This window comes from Pseudomonas profundi (assembly GCF_008638305.1).
Classification (GTDB): domain Bacteria; phylum Pseudomonadota; class Gammaproteobacteria; order Pseudomonadales; family Pseudomonadaceae; genus Halopseudomonas; species Halopseudomonas profundi.
On record NZ_VTPZ01000005.1, the window covers coordinates 24,511 to 40,147 of the forward strand.

General features: G+C 60.7%; 12 protein-coding genes. 5 read left to right on the forward strand and 7 right to left on the reverse strand.

Annotation, left to right across the window (positions count from 1 at the left end; all coding sequences use genetic code 11):
• Window positions 1–14 precede the first annotated feature (14 nt).
• Both algB and FZE95_RS08170 read left to right on the forward strand, forming a co-directional pair.
• On the forward strand, window positions 15–1,361 hold the full coding sequence (algB, locus tag FZE95_RS08165; RefSeq protein ID WP_150300372.1) for a sigma-54-dependent response regulator transcription factor AlgB: 1,347 nt from the start codon (window positions 15–17) through the stop codon (window positions 1,359–1,361).
• Window positions 1,358–3,130, forward strand: a complete 1,773-nt coding sequence (locus tag FZE95_RS08170) for an ATP-binding protein (RefSeq protein WP_150300373.1) — start codon at window positions 1,358–1,360, stop codon at window positions 3,128–3,130. Before algB ends, FZE95_RS08170 begins: the two co-directional genes overlap by 4 nt.
• A gap of 130 nt (window positions 3,131–3,260) precedes the next feature.
• Here FZE95_RS08170 and FZE95_RS08175 read toward each other — a convergent pair whose 3' ends face one another.
• Window positions 3,261–4,178 (reverse strand): AEC family transporter, encoded by a 918-nt coding sequence (locus tag FZE95_RS08175; RefSeq protein WP_150300604.1) that lies wholly within the window; start codon window positions 4,176–4,178, stop codon window positions 3,261–3,263.
• A gap of 8 nt (window positions 4,179–4,186) precedes the next feature.
• Window positions 4,187–4,840, reverse strand: a complete 654-nt coding sequence (locus FZE95_RS08180) for a thiopurine S-methyltransferase (protein WP_150300374.1) — start codon at window positions 4,838–4,840, stop codon at window positions 4,187–4,189.
• 159 nt (window positions 4,841–4,999) lie between these two features.
• Between FZE95_RS08180 and FZE95_RS08185 the strand changes: the two genes are divergently transcribed.
• On the forward strand, window positions 5,000–6,745 hold the full coding sequence (locus tag FZE95_RS08185) for a potassium/proton antiporter (protein ID WP_150300375.1): 1,746 nt from the start codon (window positions 5,000–5,002) through the stop codon (window positions 6,743–6,745).
• Between the two features lie 42 nt (window positions 6,746–6,787).
• On the opposite strand, the gene FZE95_RS08190 is transcribed toward FZE95_RS08185, so the two are convergent.
• The 5 genes from FZE95_RS08190 to FZE95_RS08210 form a co-directional block, all read right to left on the reverse strand.
• Entirely contained in the window at window positions 6,788–9,001 is a 2,214-nt protein-coding gene (locus FZE95_RS08190; protein WP_150300376.1) for a xanthine dehydrogenase family protein molybdopterin-binding subunit, read from the reverse strand.
• Window positions 8,998–9,984 (reverse strand): FAD binding domain-containing protein, encoded by a 987-nt coding sequence (locus FZE95_RS08195; RefSeq protein ID WP_150300377.1) that lies wholly within the window; start codon window positions 9,982–9,984, stop codon window positions 8,998–9,000. The genes FZE95_RS08190 and FZE95_RS08195 overlap by 4 nt, the downstream gene beginning before the upstream one ends.
• A complete protein-coding gene (locus FZE95_RS08200; protein ID WP_150300378.1) occupies window positions 9,981–10,550 on the reverse strand; it encodes a (2Fe-2S)-binding protein in 570 nt (189 codons plus the stop codon). The genes FZE95_RS08195 and FZE95_RS08200 overlap by 4 nt, the downstream gene beginning before the upstream one ends.
• An 86-nt stretch (window positions 10,551–10,636) precedes the next feature.
• Complete coding sequence (locus tag FZE95_RS08205; protein ID WP_150300379.1) at window positions 10,637–11,302, reverse strand: nucleotidyltransferase family protein; 666 nt, start codon at window positions 11,300–11,302, stop codon at window positions 10,637–10,639.
• Window positions 11,295–12,251 (reverse strand): XdhC family protein, encoded by a 957-nt coding sequence (locus FZE95_RS08210; protein ID WP_150300380.1) that lies wholly within the window; start codon window positions 12,249–12,251, stop codon window positions 11,295–11,297. The genes FZE95_RS08205 and FZE95_RS08210 overlap by 8 nt, the downstream gene beginning before the upstream one ends.
• A gap of 351 nt (window positions 12,252–12,602) precedes the next feature.
• Here FZE95_RS08210 and FZE95_RS08215 point away from each other — a divergent pair, with 351 nt between their 5' ends.
• Window positions 12,603–14,987 (forward strand): heavy metal translocating P-type ATPase, encoded by a 2,385-nt coding sequence (locus FZE95_RS08215; protein ID WP_150300381.1) that lies wholly within the window; start codon window positions 12,603–12,605, stop codon window positions 14,985–14,987.
• Window positions 14,984–15,391: a Cu(I)-responsive transcriptional regulator gene (gene cueR / locus FZE95_RS08220; protein ID WP_150300382.1), complete on the forward strand. Its 408-nt coding sequence runs from the start codon at window positions 14,984–14,986 to the stop codon at window positions 15,389–15,391. The genes FZE95_RS08215 and cueR overlap by 4 nt, the downstream gene beginning before the upstream one ends.
• Window positions 15,392–15,637 lie beyond the last annotated feature (246 nt).

Genomic DNA, 15,637 nt, shown 5'->3' on the forward strand with positions numbered 1-15,637 from the left:
CCCGAACAGGAACAATGGAGACGATGGAACAAAAAAGCGGACGTATTCTTCTTGTAGATGACGAAGCAGCAATCCTTCGCACTTTCCGCTACTGCCTGGAAGATGAGGGTTACCAGGTCATCACCGCGAGCAGCGCGGCGCAGGCTGAAGCGGTGATTCAACAGCAGGTTTTTGACCTCTGCTTCCTCGATTTGCGACTTGGTGAAGATAACGGACTGGATGTCCTCGCTCATATGCGTATACAGGCACCCTGGATGCGCGTGGTGATCGTTACCGCGCATTCGGCTGTCGATTCCGCTGTTAACGCAATGCACGCCGGGGCAACGGATTATCTGGTCAAGCCCTGCAGCCCTGATCAGCTGCGTCTGGCCGCCGCCAAGCAGCTTGAAGTACGCCAGCTGGCTGCGCGGCTCGAAGCCCTTGAAGGCGAAGTGCGCAAACGCAGCGACAGCGTTACATCACGCTGCCCGGCGATGATGGGGATTATCGAAACCGCCCGTCAGGTCGCTACCACGGACGCTAACATTCTCATCCTTGGCGAATCAGGAACCGGCAAGGGCGAGCTTGCCAGAGCGATACACGGGTGGAGCAAGCGCGCCGCCAAGGCTTTTGTCACGATCAACTGTCCATCCCTGACTGGCGACCTGATGGAAAGCGAGTTGTTCGGCCACACCCGTGGTGCATTTACCGGCGCCAACGAAAGCACGCTGGGACGCGTCAGCCAGGCTGACGGCGGCACCCTGTTTCTCGATGAGGTGGGCGACTTTCCGCTGGCAATTCAGCCGAAACTGCTGCGCTTTATTCAGGACAAGGAATATGAGCGCATTGGTGACCCGGTTACCCGGCATGCCAACGTACGGATTCTCGCGGCCACCAATCTTGACCTCTCGGAAATGGTACAGACCGGTCAGTTCCGCGAGGACCTTTATTACCGTCTCAACGTAATCACCATTACCCTGCTGCCGCTACGCGAACGTCCCGAGGACATTCTTGATCTGGCAGACCGGTTCCTCGCTCACTTTGTCGGTGAATATGCGCGGCCCGCAAAAAACTTCAGCGAGCAAGCGAGGCAGGCATTGCTGACCTATAAATGGCCAGGCAACATTCGCGAGTTACGTAACGTCATCGAACGCGCGACCATCATCTGCAGCGAAGACCTGGTTCAACTGAGCCACCTCGGGTTAGCGGAGCCTGCTGCCAGCAGTGCTCCGCGTATCGGTGCCGAAATGAGCCTGGTCGAACTTGAGCGCGCCCATATCGCTGCAGTCCTGGCCAACAGCTCGACCCTCGAACAGGCAGCGAAGACCCTGGGTATCGACGCCTCGACGCTCTACCGCAAGCGTAAGCAACTGGATCTATGAATCTGCGTAACCGCCTCTTCCTGAGTACCAGTGCACTGCTGACTGTTGCTCTGCTGGGCCTGCTTCTGGGTATCTTCGGGGTTCTGCAGCTGACCAAGGCCCAGACGCAGGCGATGACCCGCAACGTCGGGTTCATCCATGCGACGATGAACATGCACGAGCAGGTCGGCAATCAGACGGTATTGATGGTGTCTGACGACGCTGAACCCGAAGCGATCAGAGCGGCCGATGAGGCTTTCCGGGAATCGCTTGAGCTGGCACGACGCAGCGCGATGAATGAAGCTGACAAGATTGAAATCGAGGAGATCGCACTCAGTTACGACTACTTCAGCGAATTGATGGATCGCCCGGTTGGTGCCAGACAGTCGCTGCTGAGCACCGATGAATTCAGTCAGGCGCTGGCTGCTCTTCGTCAGCGCATCAACCGCGTGCAGGCACACTACCTGTCCGACATCGAGCGCGCTGAGACCCGATCCAGGGAGCGCGCCTGGCTGATGGCCTCGCTTCTCGGATTGATTGGTCTTGCCGTATTGCTGATCGGCTTCATTACCGCGCACAGCATCGCCCAGCGATTCGGGCGGCCGATTGAAGCACTCGCCGAGGCAGCAGACCAGATCGGTCGCGGTGATTTCAAGGTAATCCTGCCGCTCTCTCCCATCGCCGAACTATCCGCATTGAGCCGGCGTTTCGGCAGCATGGCCGAGGCGCTGCGCGAGTTCAAGCACAGCGATTTCGAGGCGCTGCAGTCCGAACAGCGGCGCTTGCGCGCGGTACTCGACAGTATCAACGACGGGTTACTGATCATCGGTCGCGACGGCCGCGTAGAGCATTTCAATCCGGTAGCCCAACGTCAGCTTGACTGGGACAGCGAGCACATCGGCCTGAGTCCGGGTGCTGCGTTGAGCAAGCCCGAGCTCGACGAGCAACTCCATCAGGTGCTCAATGCAGGGCTGCTCGACCATGCGATTGAAGATCTGTGCATAGAAGCTAACGGTGAAACGCGCCTGCTGGCCTACAGCCTGGCTGCGTTCGGACAGCAACACGGGCAGATTCAGGGTGCAGTGATGGTGATGCGCGACGTTACCGAACAACGTGCCTTCGAGCGGGTCCGTAGCGAATTCGTTCTGCGCGCATCCCACGAATTGCGCACCCCGGTCACCGGGATGCACATGGCCTTCTCGCTGCTGCAGGAGCAAATCAAGGACGTCGGCCCACGCCAGCTCGAACTGGTGCAAACCGTCGACCAGGAGATGCGCCGTCTGGTCAAGCTAATCAACGACCTGCTGAACTTCTCCCGCTATCAGAACGGCGTGCAGAAGATCGAGTTGCACCCCTGTGATGTTGTCGAACTGCTCGAACATACCCGCCAACGCAACGCGACTCAGGTCGCGGAGCATGACGTTGAGCTTGAGGTGGATATCCCTGAGCCACTGCCCCATGTGCCAATGGACCGCCTGCAGATCGAGCGGGTGCTCGACAATCTGATCGGCAATGCGCTCAGGCACAGCAAGACCTGTGGCTGCATCACACTGCAGGCGTGGCGCCAGGGCGAACGGGTGATCATCAGCGTCAAGGACGACGGCGAAGGCATTCCCTACAGCCAGCAGGCCCGCGTATTCGAGCCGTTCGTGCAGGTCGGTCGCAAGAAAGGCGGCGCCGGTCTCGGGCTGGCACTGTGCAAGGAAATTGTGCAGCTGCACGGCGGCCACATCGGCGTGCATTCACGGCCGGAACAAGGCGCCCAGTTCTATCTCGCTCTGCCGCTCTAAAGCTGGAAGCTGGAAGCTGGAAGCTGGAGGAGTTAGATTGCGCATGTTTGGCGATGAAAGCGCGGAGTCACGGCGTGCATGCCCATCGAGTCCGATCGCGAGCCATGCCGCCGCCTTCTCCGGACACGACTCAAAGCAACCAGGACACCATAAACGGAATGTACAGCAGCGCGAACAGGGTGCTCAGCAGAGCCGTGCCTGCTACCTGTTGCGGCGCAATATCCAGCAAGGTGGCAATCACCACCGTATTGGCTGCAATCGGCGTAAAGGAGATGAGCAGCACTGCCTGATACACAGCCGTGCTGTAGATATGCAGAAACTGGCTGTCAATCCACCAGAAACACAGCGCCAGCACCGGCCAGGCAACAAACTTGCCGAAGAACGCCAGTGCGGTGAAGCGTGCATTCCCGGCGAGACCCTGAAAGCTGAGGATGCTCATCCCGATGATCATCATGCCGAACACGCTGTATGCCCCGCGCAGATTGTCGAACAAGGGCACGAACGCCAGCGGAATGGCGACCTGGTTAAGGTTAAGCAGCACAGCCAGGAAGAAGGCGTAGAGCGAGGGTAACCGGGATACCTTGATCAGGCAGTCGCGCACGCCAAAGCGGCCACGTGCTGCAAGATAGAATCCTACAGAGCTCTCGTAGAGCGTTGTACCAAGCATGCAGACGATGTACAAACCGAGGCCCTGCTCACCAAACAACAGCAGCGCCGCCGGCACACCAAAATAGCCGGTATTGCCGGTACCGACTGACAGCGGGATCAGACTCGCGCTGCCATCGGTCAGCACGCGTCGCGCGACAACGAGATGACCGATGCCGATTATCGAGCAGAAGCCGAGCACCAGGAACGGAAGCAGCACCACCTCGAGACTCAGCGGCGCGCTCATCACGCCGGAAAACACAACAGAAGGTGTGACGATGTACAACATGATGCCGGCGATGTGCCGGCCGCTGGCCTGCAAATAGCGCCCCGCAATCCAACCCAGCGCGACTGTCACATACAGCGGCAGCAGCTTGTAAAACAATCCCAGCACCGCGGCCAGCACAACCGTCAGCCCTGACTGATCATATAGACGCGCTCGTTCAGACGCGTCATGCCCTGCTGCTTGAATACCTGATGGTCCTCGAGCACTGACTGGTCCTCCAGCAAGCTGATGCTGCAGCCCGCGAAAAGCCGCCGAACCTCGTTGTCTGATACCGCAAAGGGCGGGCCTGGGCGTTGGTGCTGCGGATAATCCAGCGTCACCAACAGCATTTTCCAGCCGGAAGGCAGAATGCGCCGCATATGCTCGACGTAGTCGGCGCGCATGGGTTCTGGTAGTGCGATCAGCGCCGCCCGGTCATACACCCCCGCGACCGATACGACGTCTTCTTCAGACAAGGCGAAGTAATCACCGCAGTAGAACCGATATGGCTGCGCCTGTGCCTCTCTGAACTGTCCGCATGCCTGCCACTGCAGGCTGATACCCGCTTCCTCGGCGAAGGCTTCCAGTGCAGTGCGCGAGAGCTCCACCCCGATGACGCGATGACCGCGCTCAGCGAGCCAGATCATATCCAGACTTTTGCCGCACAGCGGCACCCATATAGCGGAGTCAGCCGCCAGCTCAAGCGAAGGCCACCAGCGGCTGAGTAACGGGTTGATATCTGCCTTGTGGAACCCGGTCTCGCCCCGTTCCCAGCGCTCGTGCCAGAAATCCGCTTCCATCAGCTTTGCTCCTCTGTGGCAATCATGTGCAGCGTTTGCTTCGCTCCGCTGTGCAATGCGCTGACTATACAACAGATTTTTTTCACCGGTGGGGCCGTGAGCGGCGAAGCACAGGGTATAGTGATTCGCGCAACTCACGACAGGACGGACCCCCGCCCGATGGATTACATCAACACCCTCTTCATGATCGGCGCGCTGCTGATCGGCGCCAGCATTCTCGCCAGCTCGTTGTCTTCCCGCCTGGGCATCCCACTGCTGCTGATCTTCCTGATCATTGGCATGCTCGCCGGCGTCGACGGTCCGGGTGGCATCGTCTTTGACAATATAGACACTGCATTCCTGATAGGCAGCCTGGCGCTTGCAATCATTCTGCTCGACGGTGGCATGCGCACCCGGGTGGAGAACTTTCGCGTAGGCTTGTGGCCGGCCATATCGCTGGCAAGTCTCGGCGTTCTGATCAGCGCTGCGCTAACGGGCGTACTCACCGCATGGCTACTGGATCTACACTGGCTGCAGGGTTTGCTGCTCGGCGCGATTGTGGGCTCCACCGATGCCGCTGCCGTGTTCTCGCTACTCCAGGGCAAAGGGCTCAACCTCAAGCAGCGGGTCGGCGCGACGCTGGAGATAGAATCCGGCTCCAACGATCCGATGGCGATTTTCCTGACCATCACACTGGTGGAGATGCTGCGCTCAGGCCAGGAATCCTTTGACTGGTCGTTCGCCTTGCTACTGATCCAGCAGTTTGGTATCGGCGGTGTGTGCGGACTGATTGGCGGCGTGCTGCTGGCCTGGCTGGTGAACAAGGTGAATCTGGCAACCGGCCTTTATCCGCTGCTGATCACCAGCGGGGCCATCCTGGTTTTCGCGGCGACCAACCATGTCGGTGGCAGTGGTTTCCTGGCGATCTATCTCACTGGCGTGGTCCTGGGCAACCGGCGCGTACGCAACCTGCAGAACATTCTCCATGTGCAGGACGGTATGGCCTGGCTGAGCCAGATCGGCATGTTCCTCATGCTTGGGCTGCTGGTAACCCCAAGCGAAATGCTGCCAATCGTCTGGCCCGCAGTGTTCATCGCCATGTTTCTCATTCTGGTCGCAAGGCCGATCGCGGTACTTGTTTGCCTGTCGCCCTTCACCTTCTCCTGGCGCGAGCGAATGTTCATCTGCTGGGTCGGCCTGCGTGGGGCGGTGCCGATCATTCTGGCGATCTTCCCCCTGCTTGCCGGCCTGGAGCAGGCGCAGCTGCTATTCAACCTGGCCTTTGTGGTGGTGCTGGTATCGCTATTGCTGCAAGGCTCCACGCTGCCGATCGCAGCGCGCCTGTGTCGGGTGGAGATCCCCCCGGAACCTGAGCCGCTGCAGCGTACCAGCCTGGATCTCGCCGTCGACAACAATTACGAACTGCTGATCTATCAGCTGGATAACGCCAACTGGTGCGTGGGTATCCCGCTGCGCGCGCTGAATATGCCCAATGACACACGTATCGCCGCGCTGTTCCGCGGGCGTCATCTGTTGCATCCGACGGGTAGCACGCGTCTGGCGCTGAATGACGTGTTGTGTGTGATAGGCCGGCCCCGGGATCTGCCGGCGCTTTCCAAGCTATTCAGCCAGACACGCACCCCCAGCTATCTGGAGAACCGGCATTTTTTCGGTGACTTCATCCTCGAAGGCGAGGCGCATCTCGCCGACGTTGGGGCCTTTTATGGCTTCAAGGTCGACCCCGATATCGCCGAAGCAACGCTCGCGAGCTTTTTCGGCAAACAGCTGGGCGGTCACCCGGTAATCGGCGACAGTGTTGAGTGGCAGGACCACACATGGGTGGTCGCTGCCGTGGAGAAAGACAGGATACTCAAGATCGGTCTCAAGCTGCGCGATGGCTCGGGCAAGCCACCGCTTGGCTTCTAACCCGGGAAGGCTCTGAAAACCTGGCGTAGCCGAACGCCGCAGTTATTCAGAGGCGTCCTGGAGCAGCTTGTCCAGCGTGATGGGTAGCCCGCGCACACGCTTCCCCGTCGCATGGTAAATGGCGTTTGCTACCGCCGCTGCGACGCCCACAATGCCGATCTCACCGACGCCCTTGGAGCCGAGCTGGTTAACCACCTCGTCATGCTCCTCAACGAACAACACGTCAATTTCACCAATGTCGGCATTTACCGGAATGTGGTATTCGGACAAATTGTGGTTCATGAAGCGACCCAGGTTATGGTCCATCTGGGTTTCCTCATGCAATGCCATGCCGATGCCCCATACCACCCCGCCCACGATCTGGTTGCCAGCGGTCTTGGGGTTGATCACGCGCCCGGCCGCGATGGCACTGACCGCGCGGCTGACCTTGACGGTGCCCAGCGCCTCATCGACCTTCACCTCGATGAAGACTGCAGAATGCGTTGCGGTGGCGTAGTTGTCGCGCTGCTCGCCTGGCTCAATGCTGACCTCCACCTCCAGCTCACCCGCTGCGGCGATTATCTTCTCGAGCTCAACGGCCTGCTGCGGATCGGCCTTCAGCGTCATGGAGCCGTCTGCAAAGTCAACATCCTCCAACCTTGCCCCGGCAAAAGCCGAAGCGGGCATCTGCTGCACCGCATCCAATAGCTTTTGCTGTAACCCGGCACAGGCCTGTTGCACCGCGCTACCTACCGAAGAAACCGTGGCCGAGCCACCTTCCAACGGCGCAGTCGACAGGCTGGAGTCGCCCAGCTGGAAATCCACCCGCTCCATCGGCAATCCCAACGCTGAAGCGGCGATCTGCGTCATGACTGTGTAGGTCCCCGTGCCGATATCTGCGGTAGCACTGCTGACCACCAGCTTGCCGTCCCCGCCCATGCGAGCCTTGGCACTGGCCGGCATTTGCAGAGCCTCCCATACGCCGGTAGCCATGCCCCAGCCGATCAGTTGATTGCCCTCGCGCATGCTGCGCGGCTCAGGCGAGCGCTGCGACCAACCGAAACGCTCGGCACCCTGCTCGTAGCATTCACGCAGGGCCTTGCTTGAGTAAGGCAAGTCCTGATTCTGGTTGCGCTCGCTGTAGTTGCTCAGCCGCAACTGCACCGGATCGACGCCGGCCGCGTAGGCCAGCTCGTCCATCGCGCACTCCAGTGCGTATACGCCGATGGCGGCGCCTGGCGCACGCATATCCAGCGGCGTGTACACATCAAGCGGAACAAGCTGGTAATTCAGTTTTACATTCGGGCAGTCATACAGCATGCCCGTCCACTCGACCTCATGTTCGGTGAAGTCCTCGAAGGAAGACGTCTGCCCGATTGCCTGATGGGTCAATGCCCGCAACCGGCCACTGCTATCCGCACCGACGCTCAGCCGCTGAATACTGCGCGGTCGATAACCGAAGGTGAACATCTGCTGACGCTTGAGCGCAACGCGTACGGAGCGCTTCAGCTTCAGCGCCGCCATGGTTGCCAATACCAGTTGATATTGTGGTCGCAAGCCAGAGCCGAACGCGCCGCCAGTAAAGGGCGACAGGATGCGGATCTGGCCCTCCATGCCGAACACGCCCTCCAGGTAACGCATGCAGTTCTGAACACCCTGGGTCTTGTCGTGGATTTCCAGCTGCCCGCCCGCCAGGTAGTGAACCGTCGAGGCATGCGGCTCCATCGGATTGTGATGTTCGACCGGCGTGCTGTATTCCAGATCCAGCCGGATATCCGCCTCGCTCAACGCCTGGGCTGCATCGCCCCGGGCCGGCGGCAGATCGACCTCTGCTTGATGCGCGGTATCCAGTCGAGCGCGCAAATCGGTGTGGTGCGGCTCAGCGGCATATTCAATCTCGACCAGACTGCCGGCATAACGCGCCAGTTCGAGATTATCGGCCACCACCAACGCGACCGGCTGACCGCTATAGAGAATCCGGTCGTTATACAGCGGCCGAAAGGGTGAGCCATCGCCCGCGTCGTCATCCTCGTATGGCTCGTCGTAACTGGCTACCGGCGGGCGGTTCTGATGAGTCAGCACCAGCGCCACACCGGGCACCGCTTCGGCGGCGCTGGCATCGATACGAATGATTCGACCCTTCGCGATGCGGCTGTTGACGACACTGCCATACAGCAGGCCCGCTTCGGGAAACTCGGCGGCATAACGCGCCTGACCAGTAACTTTCTTCGGACCGTCGACCCGATCCAGCGGCTGTCCTACGGGTGAATGATTCATGCTGCGGTCCCCCTTGCTGCCTCGGCCAGGGCGCGTTTGATCGCCCGGCGCGCTAATTCGATCTTGAAGGCGTTGTGCTCGAAACCACTGGCGCCCTGTAACAGCAGTTGCGCAGCCCGGTCGAAGGCCGGTGGCTCGGCCGCCTCACCGATCAGCGACGCTTCGGCGGCATCGTCGCGCCAGGGTTTATGCGCCACGCCGCCGAGGGCGATACGTGCCGAGCGAATCACCCCGCCATCGATATCCAGAGCGGCTGCGACGGACACCAGGGCAAAGGCATAGGAGGCGCGATCGCGCAATTTGAGATAGGCGCTGTGTTCAGCGTAACCAGCGGCTGGCAATTCAATCGCTGTGATCAACTCACCCTCGGCGAGTGTGTTGTCACGCTCCGGTTCGTCGCCGGGCAGACGATGGAAGTCCCGAAAGTCCACACGGCGCTCGCCCTGCGGACCGCTGACATGGACCACTGCATCCAGCGCAGCCAGCGCGACACACATGTCCGAAGGGTGCACCGCAATGCACTGCTCGCTGTGGCCGAGAATGGCGTGCATCCTGTTGAGTCCGTCGCGCGCCGGACAGCCGGTGCCCGGCTCCCGTTTGTTGCAGGGCACGGTGCTGTCGTAGAAGTAATAACAACGGGTACGTTGCAGCAGATTGCCGCCAGTGCTGGCCATATTGCGCAGCTGCGGGGAGGCGCCAGCCAGTATCGCCTTGGCCAACAGCGGATAGCGCCGCTCAATCAATGCATGCCAGGCAAGATCGGCATTGCTGACCAGCGCACCGATCCGTACGCCGCCGTCAGCCGTCTCTTCGATGGAATCCAGAGGCAGGCCGGTGATATCGATGAGCTGTTTTGGCCGCTCGACGTTTTCCTTCATCAGGTCCAGTAGGTTGGTACCGCCGGCGATATAGCGGCTCTGCGGACCGAACAGGCTGATGGCTTCATCTATGCGGGTGGGGCGCGCGTAGCTGAACGGGTTCATGGCTTCACCTCCCGCACACCGTCATGCCCATCCGCTGATGCGCCCGCCTCGAATACGCCGACCCTATTGCGCGTTTCCGGCATGGCTGCCTCGATCGCCGCGAGAATGTTGGGATAGGCACCGCAGCGGCACAGGTTGCCGCTCATCTGCTCGCGGATATCATCGGCGCTCTGCGCCCTGCCCTCTGCCACCATTCCGATCGCCGAACAAATCTGCCCCGGCGTGCAATACCCGCACTGAAAGGCATCATGGGTAACGAATGCGGTCTGCATCGGATGCAATCCGTCTTCGCTGGCCAGGCCTTCAATTGTTGTCAGCTCGGCTCCATCATGCATGATCGCCAGGGTCAGGCAGGCATTGATGCGCTTGCCATTGAGCAGCACGGTGCAGGCGCCGCATTGACCATGATCGCAGCCTTTTTTGGTACCGGTCAGGTCGAGTTGCTCGCGGAGCATGTCGAGCAGAGTGGTCCAGGGATACACCTCCAGCGTCCTGGGCTCTCCGTTCAGTTTGATGGTGATGGAACAGATGGCGATGCCATCCGCGTTCGCAGATGCTTCAGTCATGGCAGCCTCACAGCATATTTGTTGGAGTCCGCTATCCGTGCGTTGCGCAAAGCCCGGCATTACGCCCAGGCTGAATGCGTGTTTTATCAGGGTTTCAGTGACGTACGACCCCGGAAGAAAGCGGATCGTTCAGGTGTTGTCGAACGCTGACTGCGTTGCAGCACATCTTCCGGCCGGTCGATATCCACTAACACCCCGGGATCATCCACGGCCAACTCAACGACATCACTCTGCGCAAACAGCTGTTGTGCCCCCCGGTCGCCCTTCAGTCCGAGCAGTGTGTTCTGATGCAGCGTGCCAATCCCGCGCGGATGACCGCGCTGTCCTTGATTCACCGGGACCACCGCCCTTTCCGGGCGAATCGCTTCAGCAATACGCTGAACCGTATCGGGCCTGACATAAGGCATATCACCAAGCGCCACCAGCCAGCCGCGTTGCGCTGGGTACTGGGCTACCGCCTGAGCCAGACTGTGGCCCATCCCATCGGTACGAACGGTAAGCACCGCTGCATCAAAATGCGCCGCTTCTTGATCAAGCCAGGCGAGCAATTCACGATTGTCACGCCGCACAACGACAACAAGCTTCTCGGCAACGCCTCGCAGCGCCCCAAGCGTAGATTCGATCACGAGCCGGGAGTCTGATGTGCGCTCACAGTTAGCTAGCAATTTGTCAGTGTCATGCCGCTCGCGAAAGCGACTGCCCTGCCCCGCTGCAAGGACTATCGTGCAGACGTCCGAGCGCAGGTCAGACATTGAACCGCGCCCCGACACCGTTACGGATGGCCACGATCTCAGCCATTAACGACAGCGCGATTTCCGCTGGTGTGCGGCTGCCAATGGCTAGGCCGATCGGTCCGTGCAGGCGTGCCACCGCCGACTCGGCGAGACCCAGCGACACCAGGCGCGTCCTGCGTTTGTCGTTGTTGACCCGCGAGCCGAGCGCGCCTACATAAAAGGCTTCGGACTCCAGCGCCTTGAGTAGCGCCAGATCGTCGAGCACCGGATCGTGGGTCAGAGCGACCACAGCGGTGTGCGCGTCCGGCTCGATCGCTACCACCGCATCATCCGGCATACCTGCAACGAAACGGGTACCCAGCGCCGGCCAGTCATACTGATAACCTTCACGCGGATCGCAGACCAGCACCTCGAAACCCAGACCGACGGCCAGCTCTGCGGCGTAGCGCGACAACTGACCGGCGCCGATCAGCAACAGACGCCAGGCCGGCCCGAAAGGCGCACGAAGTCTTTCGCCGTCGAACTGAAGGGATTCACGCTCATTCGTCGGAAACAGAGTGACAGCGCCGCTCTCCAGCTCAACTTCACGCAGCACACGCTCATGTGCGGCGCAGCGCCCTAGCAACACATCAAGCCAGCCGGAATCGGTCAGCGGCTCGCGCAGCAGACGCAAGGTACCGCCGCAGGGTAATCCGAAGCGCGCGGATTCTTCCTTGCTGACGCCGTAATTGATGATCTGGCAATGCTGTTGCGGGTCGTGAGGCGGCGGATTGGCTAAAAGATCATCCTCAATGCAGCCGCCAGAAACCGAACCCTCGACCCGGCCATCGTCACGCAGCGCCAATAACGAACCGACTGGGCGCGGCGCGCTACCCCAGGTCTCGATTACCGTATACAGCACCACATCATGTCCTTCACGCAGCCATTCTCTGGCTCGGCGCAGGACGCCCAGATCTACCGTATCCATCCCGCTCCTGTTTTTTGCATGACCAGACTCGAAGCCGATATGTGAGTCACGATTGGCCCACTGAACTTGCTTACAGCGCCGGTCGAGGGACTGTCGAGTTCCACCTCGGCACAGCTATCTTCGACAGCTACGCCGGCCGAGACCGGCCCTCCATCACACGCCGTATCATGGAATATCAAGTTTCACCTCGACGATCCCGTCCGCCCTATTCACCGCTGCCCAGCAACGGCGGCGTCCTGCTTGTGACCGACCCTTACCGGTGTAAGTTCGTGTGCTGTTCAGAGCCCGCCGGCTTGACCTTGACATCATGTCAAGCGCCATGCTCTGGTAACTGGTTACGAGGAACCGCACATGAGCACTGTTACCCTTCATATAAACGGCATGAGTTGCGCCAGTTGCGTGCGCCGCATCGAGCAGGTGCTGGACAAAGCGACCGGCATCAGCTCGGCGGAGGTCAACCTGGCCTCAGAGGCCGCGCGTCTGGAGATCGACGATCCGAAGCAGCTCGGTCCCGCCTGCGAAGCGCTGGACCAGGCCGGCTATGGCGTCACAACCGAACACCGACAGCTCGCCATTGCTGACATGACCTGTGCCAGTTGTGTCAGCCGGGTAGAAAAAGCGCTGCTCAGCGTTCCCGGCGTAGTGGGTGCGCAGGTCAATCTGGCCAGTGAGCAGGCGCGTATCACCCTGCTGCCGAGCACAGATGATTCGGCTGTTCTTGCTGCATTGGACAAAGCCGGTTACCCGGGCAAATGGCTGGATGAAGGTCGCGCTGAAGATCCCGAACAGCAATCGGCGAAGCTGCGTCACCAGCGCTGGCACCTGATCGCCGCAGCGCTGCTTAGCGCCCCGCTCGCGTTGGGCATGGTGCCTGAGCTCTTCGGCCGGCATGACCTGATGCTGCCGCCCATGATCCAGCTGGTGCTGGCGTCCATCGTGCAATTCGGTTTCGGCGCCCGCTTCTATCGTGGCGCCTGGCATGCCCTGCGCAACTTCACCGGGAACATGGACCTGCTGGTCGCCATGGGCACGTCCGCAGGCTGGGCACTGAGCACATGGCATGTCATCAGTACCCCCGCCGGGCAGATGCCCGTGCTGTATTACGAAGCGTCCGCGGTCATCGTCACCTTCGTGCTGCTTGGTAAGTATCTGGAGAGTCGGGCCAAGGGGCAGACGCTTGAAGCCATCCGTGCGCTCACCGCACTGCGCCCGGACACGGCACGCCTGCGAACCCCCGAGGGAGATCGCATGGTGCCGCTTGATCAGATCAAACCCACTGACCTGATAGTGGTGCAACCGGGTGAACGTATCCCGGTCGACGGGATGGTGCGGGAAGGCGGCAGCCACGTCGATGAATCCATGCTCACCGGCGAGAGCCTGCCAGTCAGTCGCCAGCCCGGCGAACTGGTCAGCACCGGTGCAATGAATCTGGACGGTGTACTGATACTGGAAACCACCGCTGTCGGCCACGACACCATGCTATCGCGCATCGTGCGCCTGGTGGAAAGCGCACAGGCCTCCAAGGCACCGATCCAGCGACTGGTGGACCGCGTCAGCGCGGTGTTCGTCCCGATTGTGGTGGTGATTGCGCTACTGGCCTGGGGCATTGGCAGCCTCTGGTTCGGCGCTGAGCAGGCCCTGCTCAATGCCATCGCTGTACTGGTAATTGCCTGCCCCTGCGCCCTCGGCTTGGCAACGCCCACTGCGATCATGGTGGGTACCGGCATCGCTGCCCGGCACGGCATTCTGATTCGCGATGCCCAGGCGCTGGAGCTGGCGCATCGGGTCGATAGTGTCGTGTTCGACAAGACCGGCACGCTCACCGAAGGCAAGCCGGAACTGAAAGCATTCGAAACCGGCGATACGCCCTACACACAGGCGCTGGCCTGGGCCGCATCGATTCAGAAACATGCCGAGCATCCATTGGCCACGGCGCTGCTGAATCATGCTGCTGATCAGGACGTGAAAGCAGAACCTGCCCAGGATTTCCGCGTGCATGCAGGGCGTGGCGCCAGCGGCATGGTCGAGGGGCACAAGGCCTGGCTCGGCAATGCTTTGCTGATGCGCGAACAAGGAATGGATCTGTCCGCCTGGGAGCAGACTATCGAACAGCACGAAGCCGAAGGTCGGACCATCTCCTGGCTCGGCATCGATGATGGTCAGCCCAGAGTGGTCGCCCTCATGGCGTTTGCCGATACCCTCAAGGCTACTTCCCGGGCCACCGTGGATCAACTGACTGCGGCGGGTATCGAAAGCTGGTTGATCAGCGGAGACAGTCAGGCAGCCGCCGGAGCCGTGGGCCGTGAACTGGGCATCAGCCACGTCGAGGCGCAGGTATTACCTGCAGATAAAGCCAGGCACGTTGAAGCACTGCGCGCCAAGGGCCGGGTGGTTGCCATGATCGGCGACGGGATCAACGATGCGCCAGCGCTCGCCGCTGCTGACGTCGGAATGGCCATGTCGACCGGTACGGATGTGGCAATGCACAGCGCCGGCATCACGCTGATGCGCGGCGAACCGCAGCTGGTCCCGGCGGCGCTGGATATTTCGCGTCATACCTGGCACAAGATCCGGCAGAACCTGTTCTGGGCATTCGTCTATAACAGCGTAGGGATTCCGCTCGCGGCAGTTGGCCTGCTGAACCCCATGCTGGCCGGCGCCATGATGGCCGCAAGTAGCGTCAGCGTCGTCGCCAACGCGTTGTTACTCAAACGCTGGAAGCCGGAGATCGCATGAATATCAGTGAAGCCGCAAAGGCCAGCGGGCTGACGCCGAGGATGATCCGTCACTACGAAAGCATTGGCCTGTTGCCCTCTGCAGAACGCAGTGCGGCGGGCTATCGGCGCTACAACAACCAGGATCTGCACACGCTGCGCTTCATTCACCGCGCACGCACGCTTGGGTTCAGCATCGAGCAAATCAGTCAGTTATTGGCGCTCTGGCAGAACCGCGAACGCAGCAGCGCCGAGGTCAAATCGCTAGTCAGGGATCACCTGGTGGAACTGGAAGAAAAGATCGCCGGATTACAGGCCATGCATGACTCCCTGGCCCATCTGGCAAATTGCTGCCGCGGCGATTCGCGGCCCGAATGCCCGATTCTGGATAATCTGGCTGACAATGAATGCGAGAGGAAACACTGAAGGTAACTACAGAGGACCGCGTCCGCCTGGAACTCGCCGCGTCACCCTGGGGGTGTAGCGCGCCTGCGCTACGCCAAGGTCTGCCGCACGCTCATGTTCATTGCTAGACCAGTCGCTAGCCTGAACCCGTCGGCGAGTTCGAACCTGTCGGCGCGTCCGAACGCGGCCCGAGCCGCACGCCAACCTCACGAAAAACCCTTCTGGCGCCGCTACGCCAGCGCCCCCTGGGGGTGTAGCGCGCCCGCG

Excerpts from the sequence above, each read along its gene's own strand:
- algB (WP_150300372.1), top strand. The coding sequence starts at position 15 with ATGGAGACGATGGAACAAAAAAGCGGACGTATTCTTCTTGTAGATGAC.
- FZE95_RS08170 (WP_150300373.1), top strand. The coding sequence starts at position 1,358 with ATGAATCTGCGTAACCGCCTCTTCCTGAGTACCAGTGCACTGCTGACT.
- FZE95_RS08180 (WP_150300374.1), bottom strand. The coding sequence starts at position 4,840 with ATGGAAGCGGATTTCTGGCACGAGCGCTGGGAACGGGGCGAGACCGGG.
- FZE95_RS08185 (WP_150300375.1), top strand. The coding sequence starts at position 5,000 with ATGGATTACATCAACACCCTCTTCATGATCGGCGCGCTGCTGATCGGC.
- FZE95_RS08190 (WP_150300376.1), bottom strand. The coding sequence starts at position 9,001 with ATGAATCATTCACCCGTAGGACAGCCGCTGGATCGGGTCGACGGTCCG.
- FZE95_RS08195 (WP_150300377.1), bottom strand. The coding sequence starts at position 9,984 with ATGAACCCGTTCAGCTACGCGCGCCCCACCCGCATAGATGAAGCCATC.
- FZE95_RS08200 (WP_150300378.1), bottom strand. The coding sequence starts at position 10,550 with ATGACTGAAGCATCTGCGAACGCGGATGGCATCGCCATCTGTTCCATC.
- FZE95_RS08205 (WP_150300379.1), bottom strand. The coding sequence starts at position 11,302 with ATGTCTGACCTGCGCTCGGACGTCTGCACGATAGTCCTTGCAGCGGGG.
- FZE95_RS08210 (WP_150300380.1), bottom strand. The coding sequence starts at position 12,251 with ATGGATACGGTAGATCTGGGCGTCCTGCGCCGAGCCAGAGAATGGCTG.
- FZE95_RS08215 (WP_150300381.1), top strand. The coding sequence starts at position 12,603 with ATGAGCACTGTTACCCTTCATATAAACGGCATGAGTTGCGCCAGTTGC.
- cueR (WP_150300382.1), top strand. The coding sequence starts at position 14,984 with ATGAATATCAGTGAAGCCGCAAAGGCCAGCGGGCTGACGCCGAGGATG.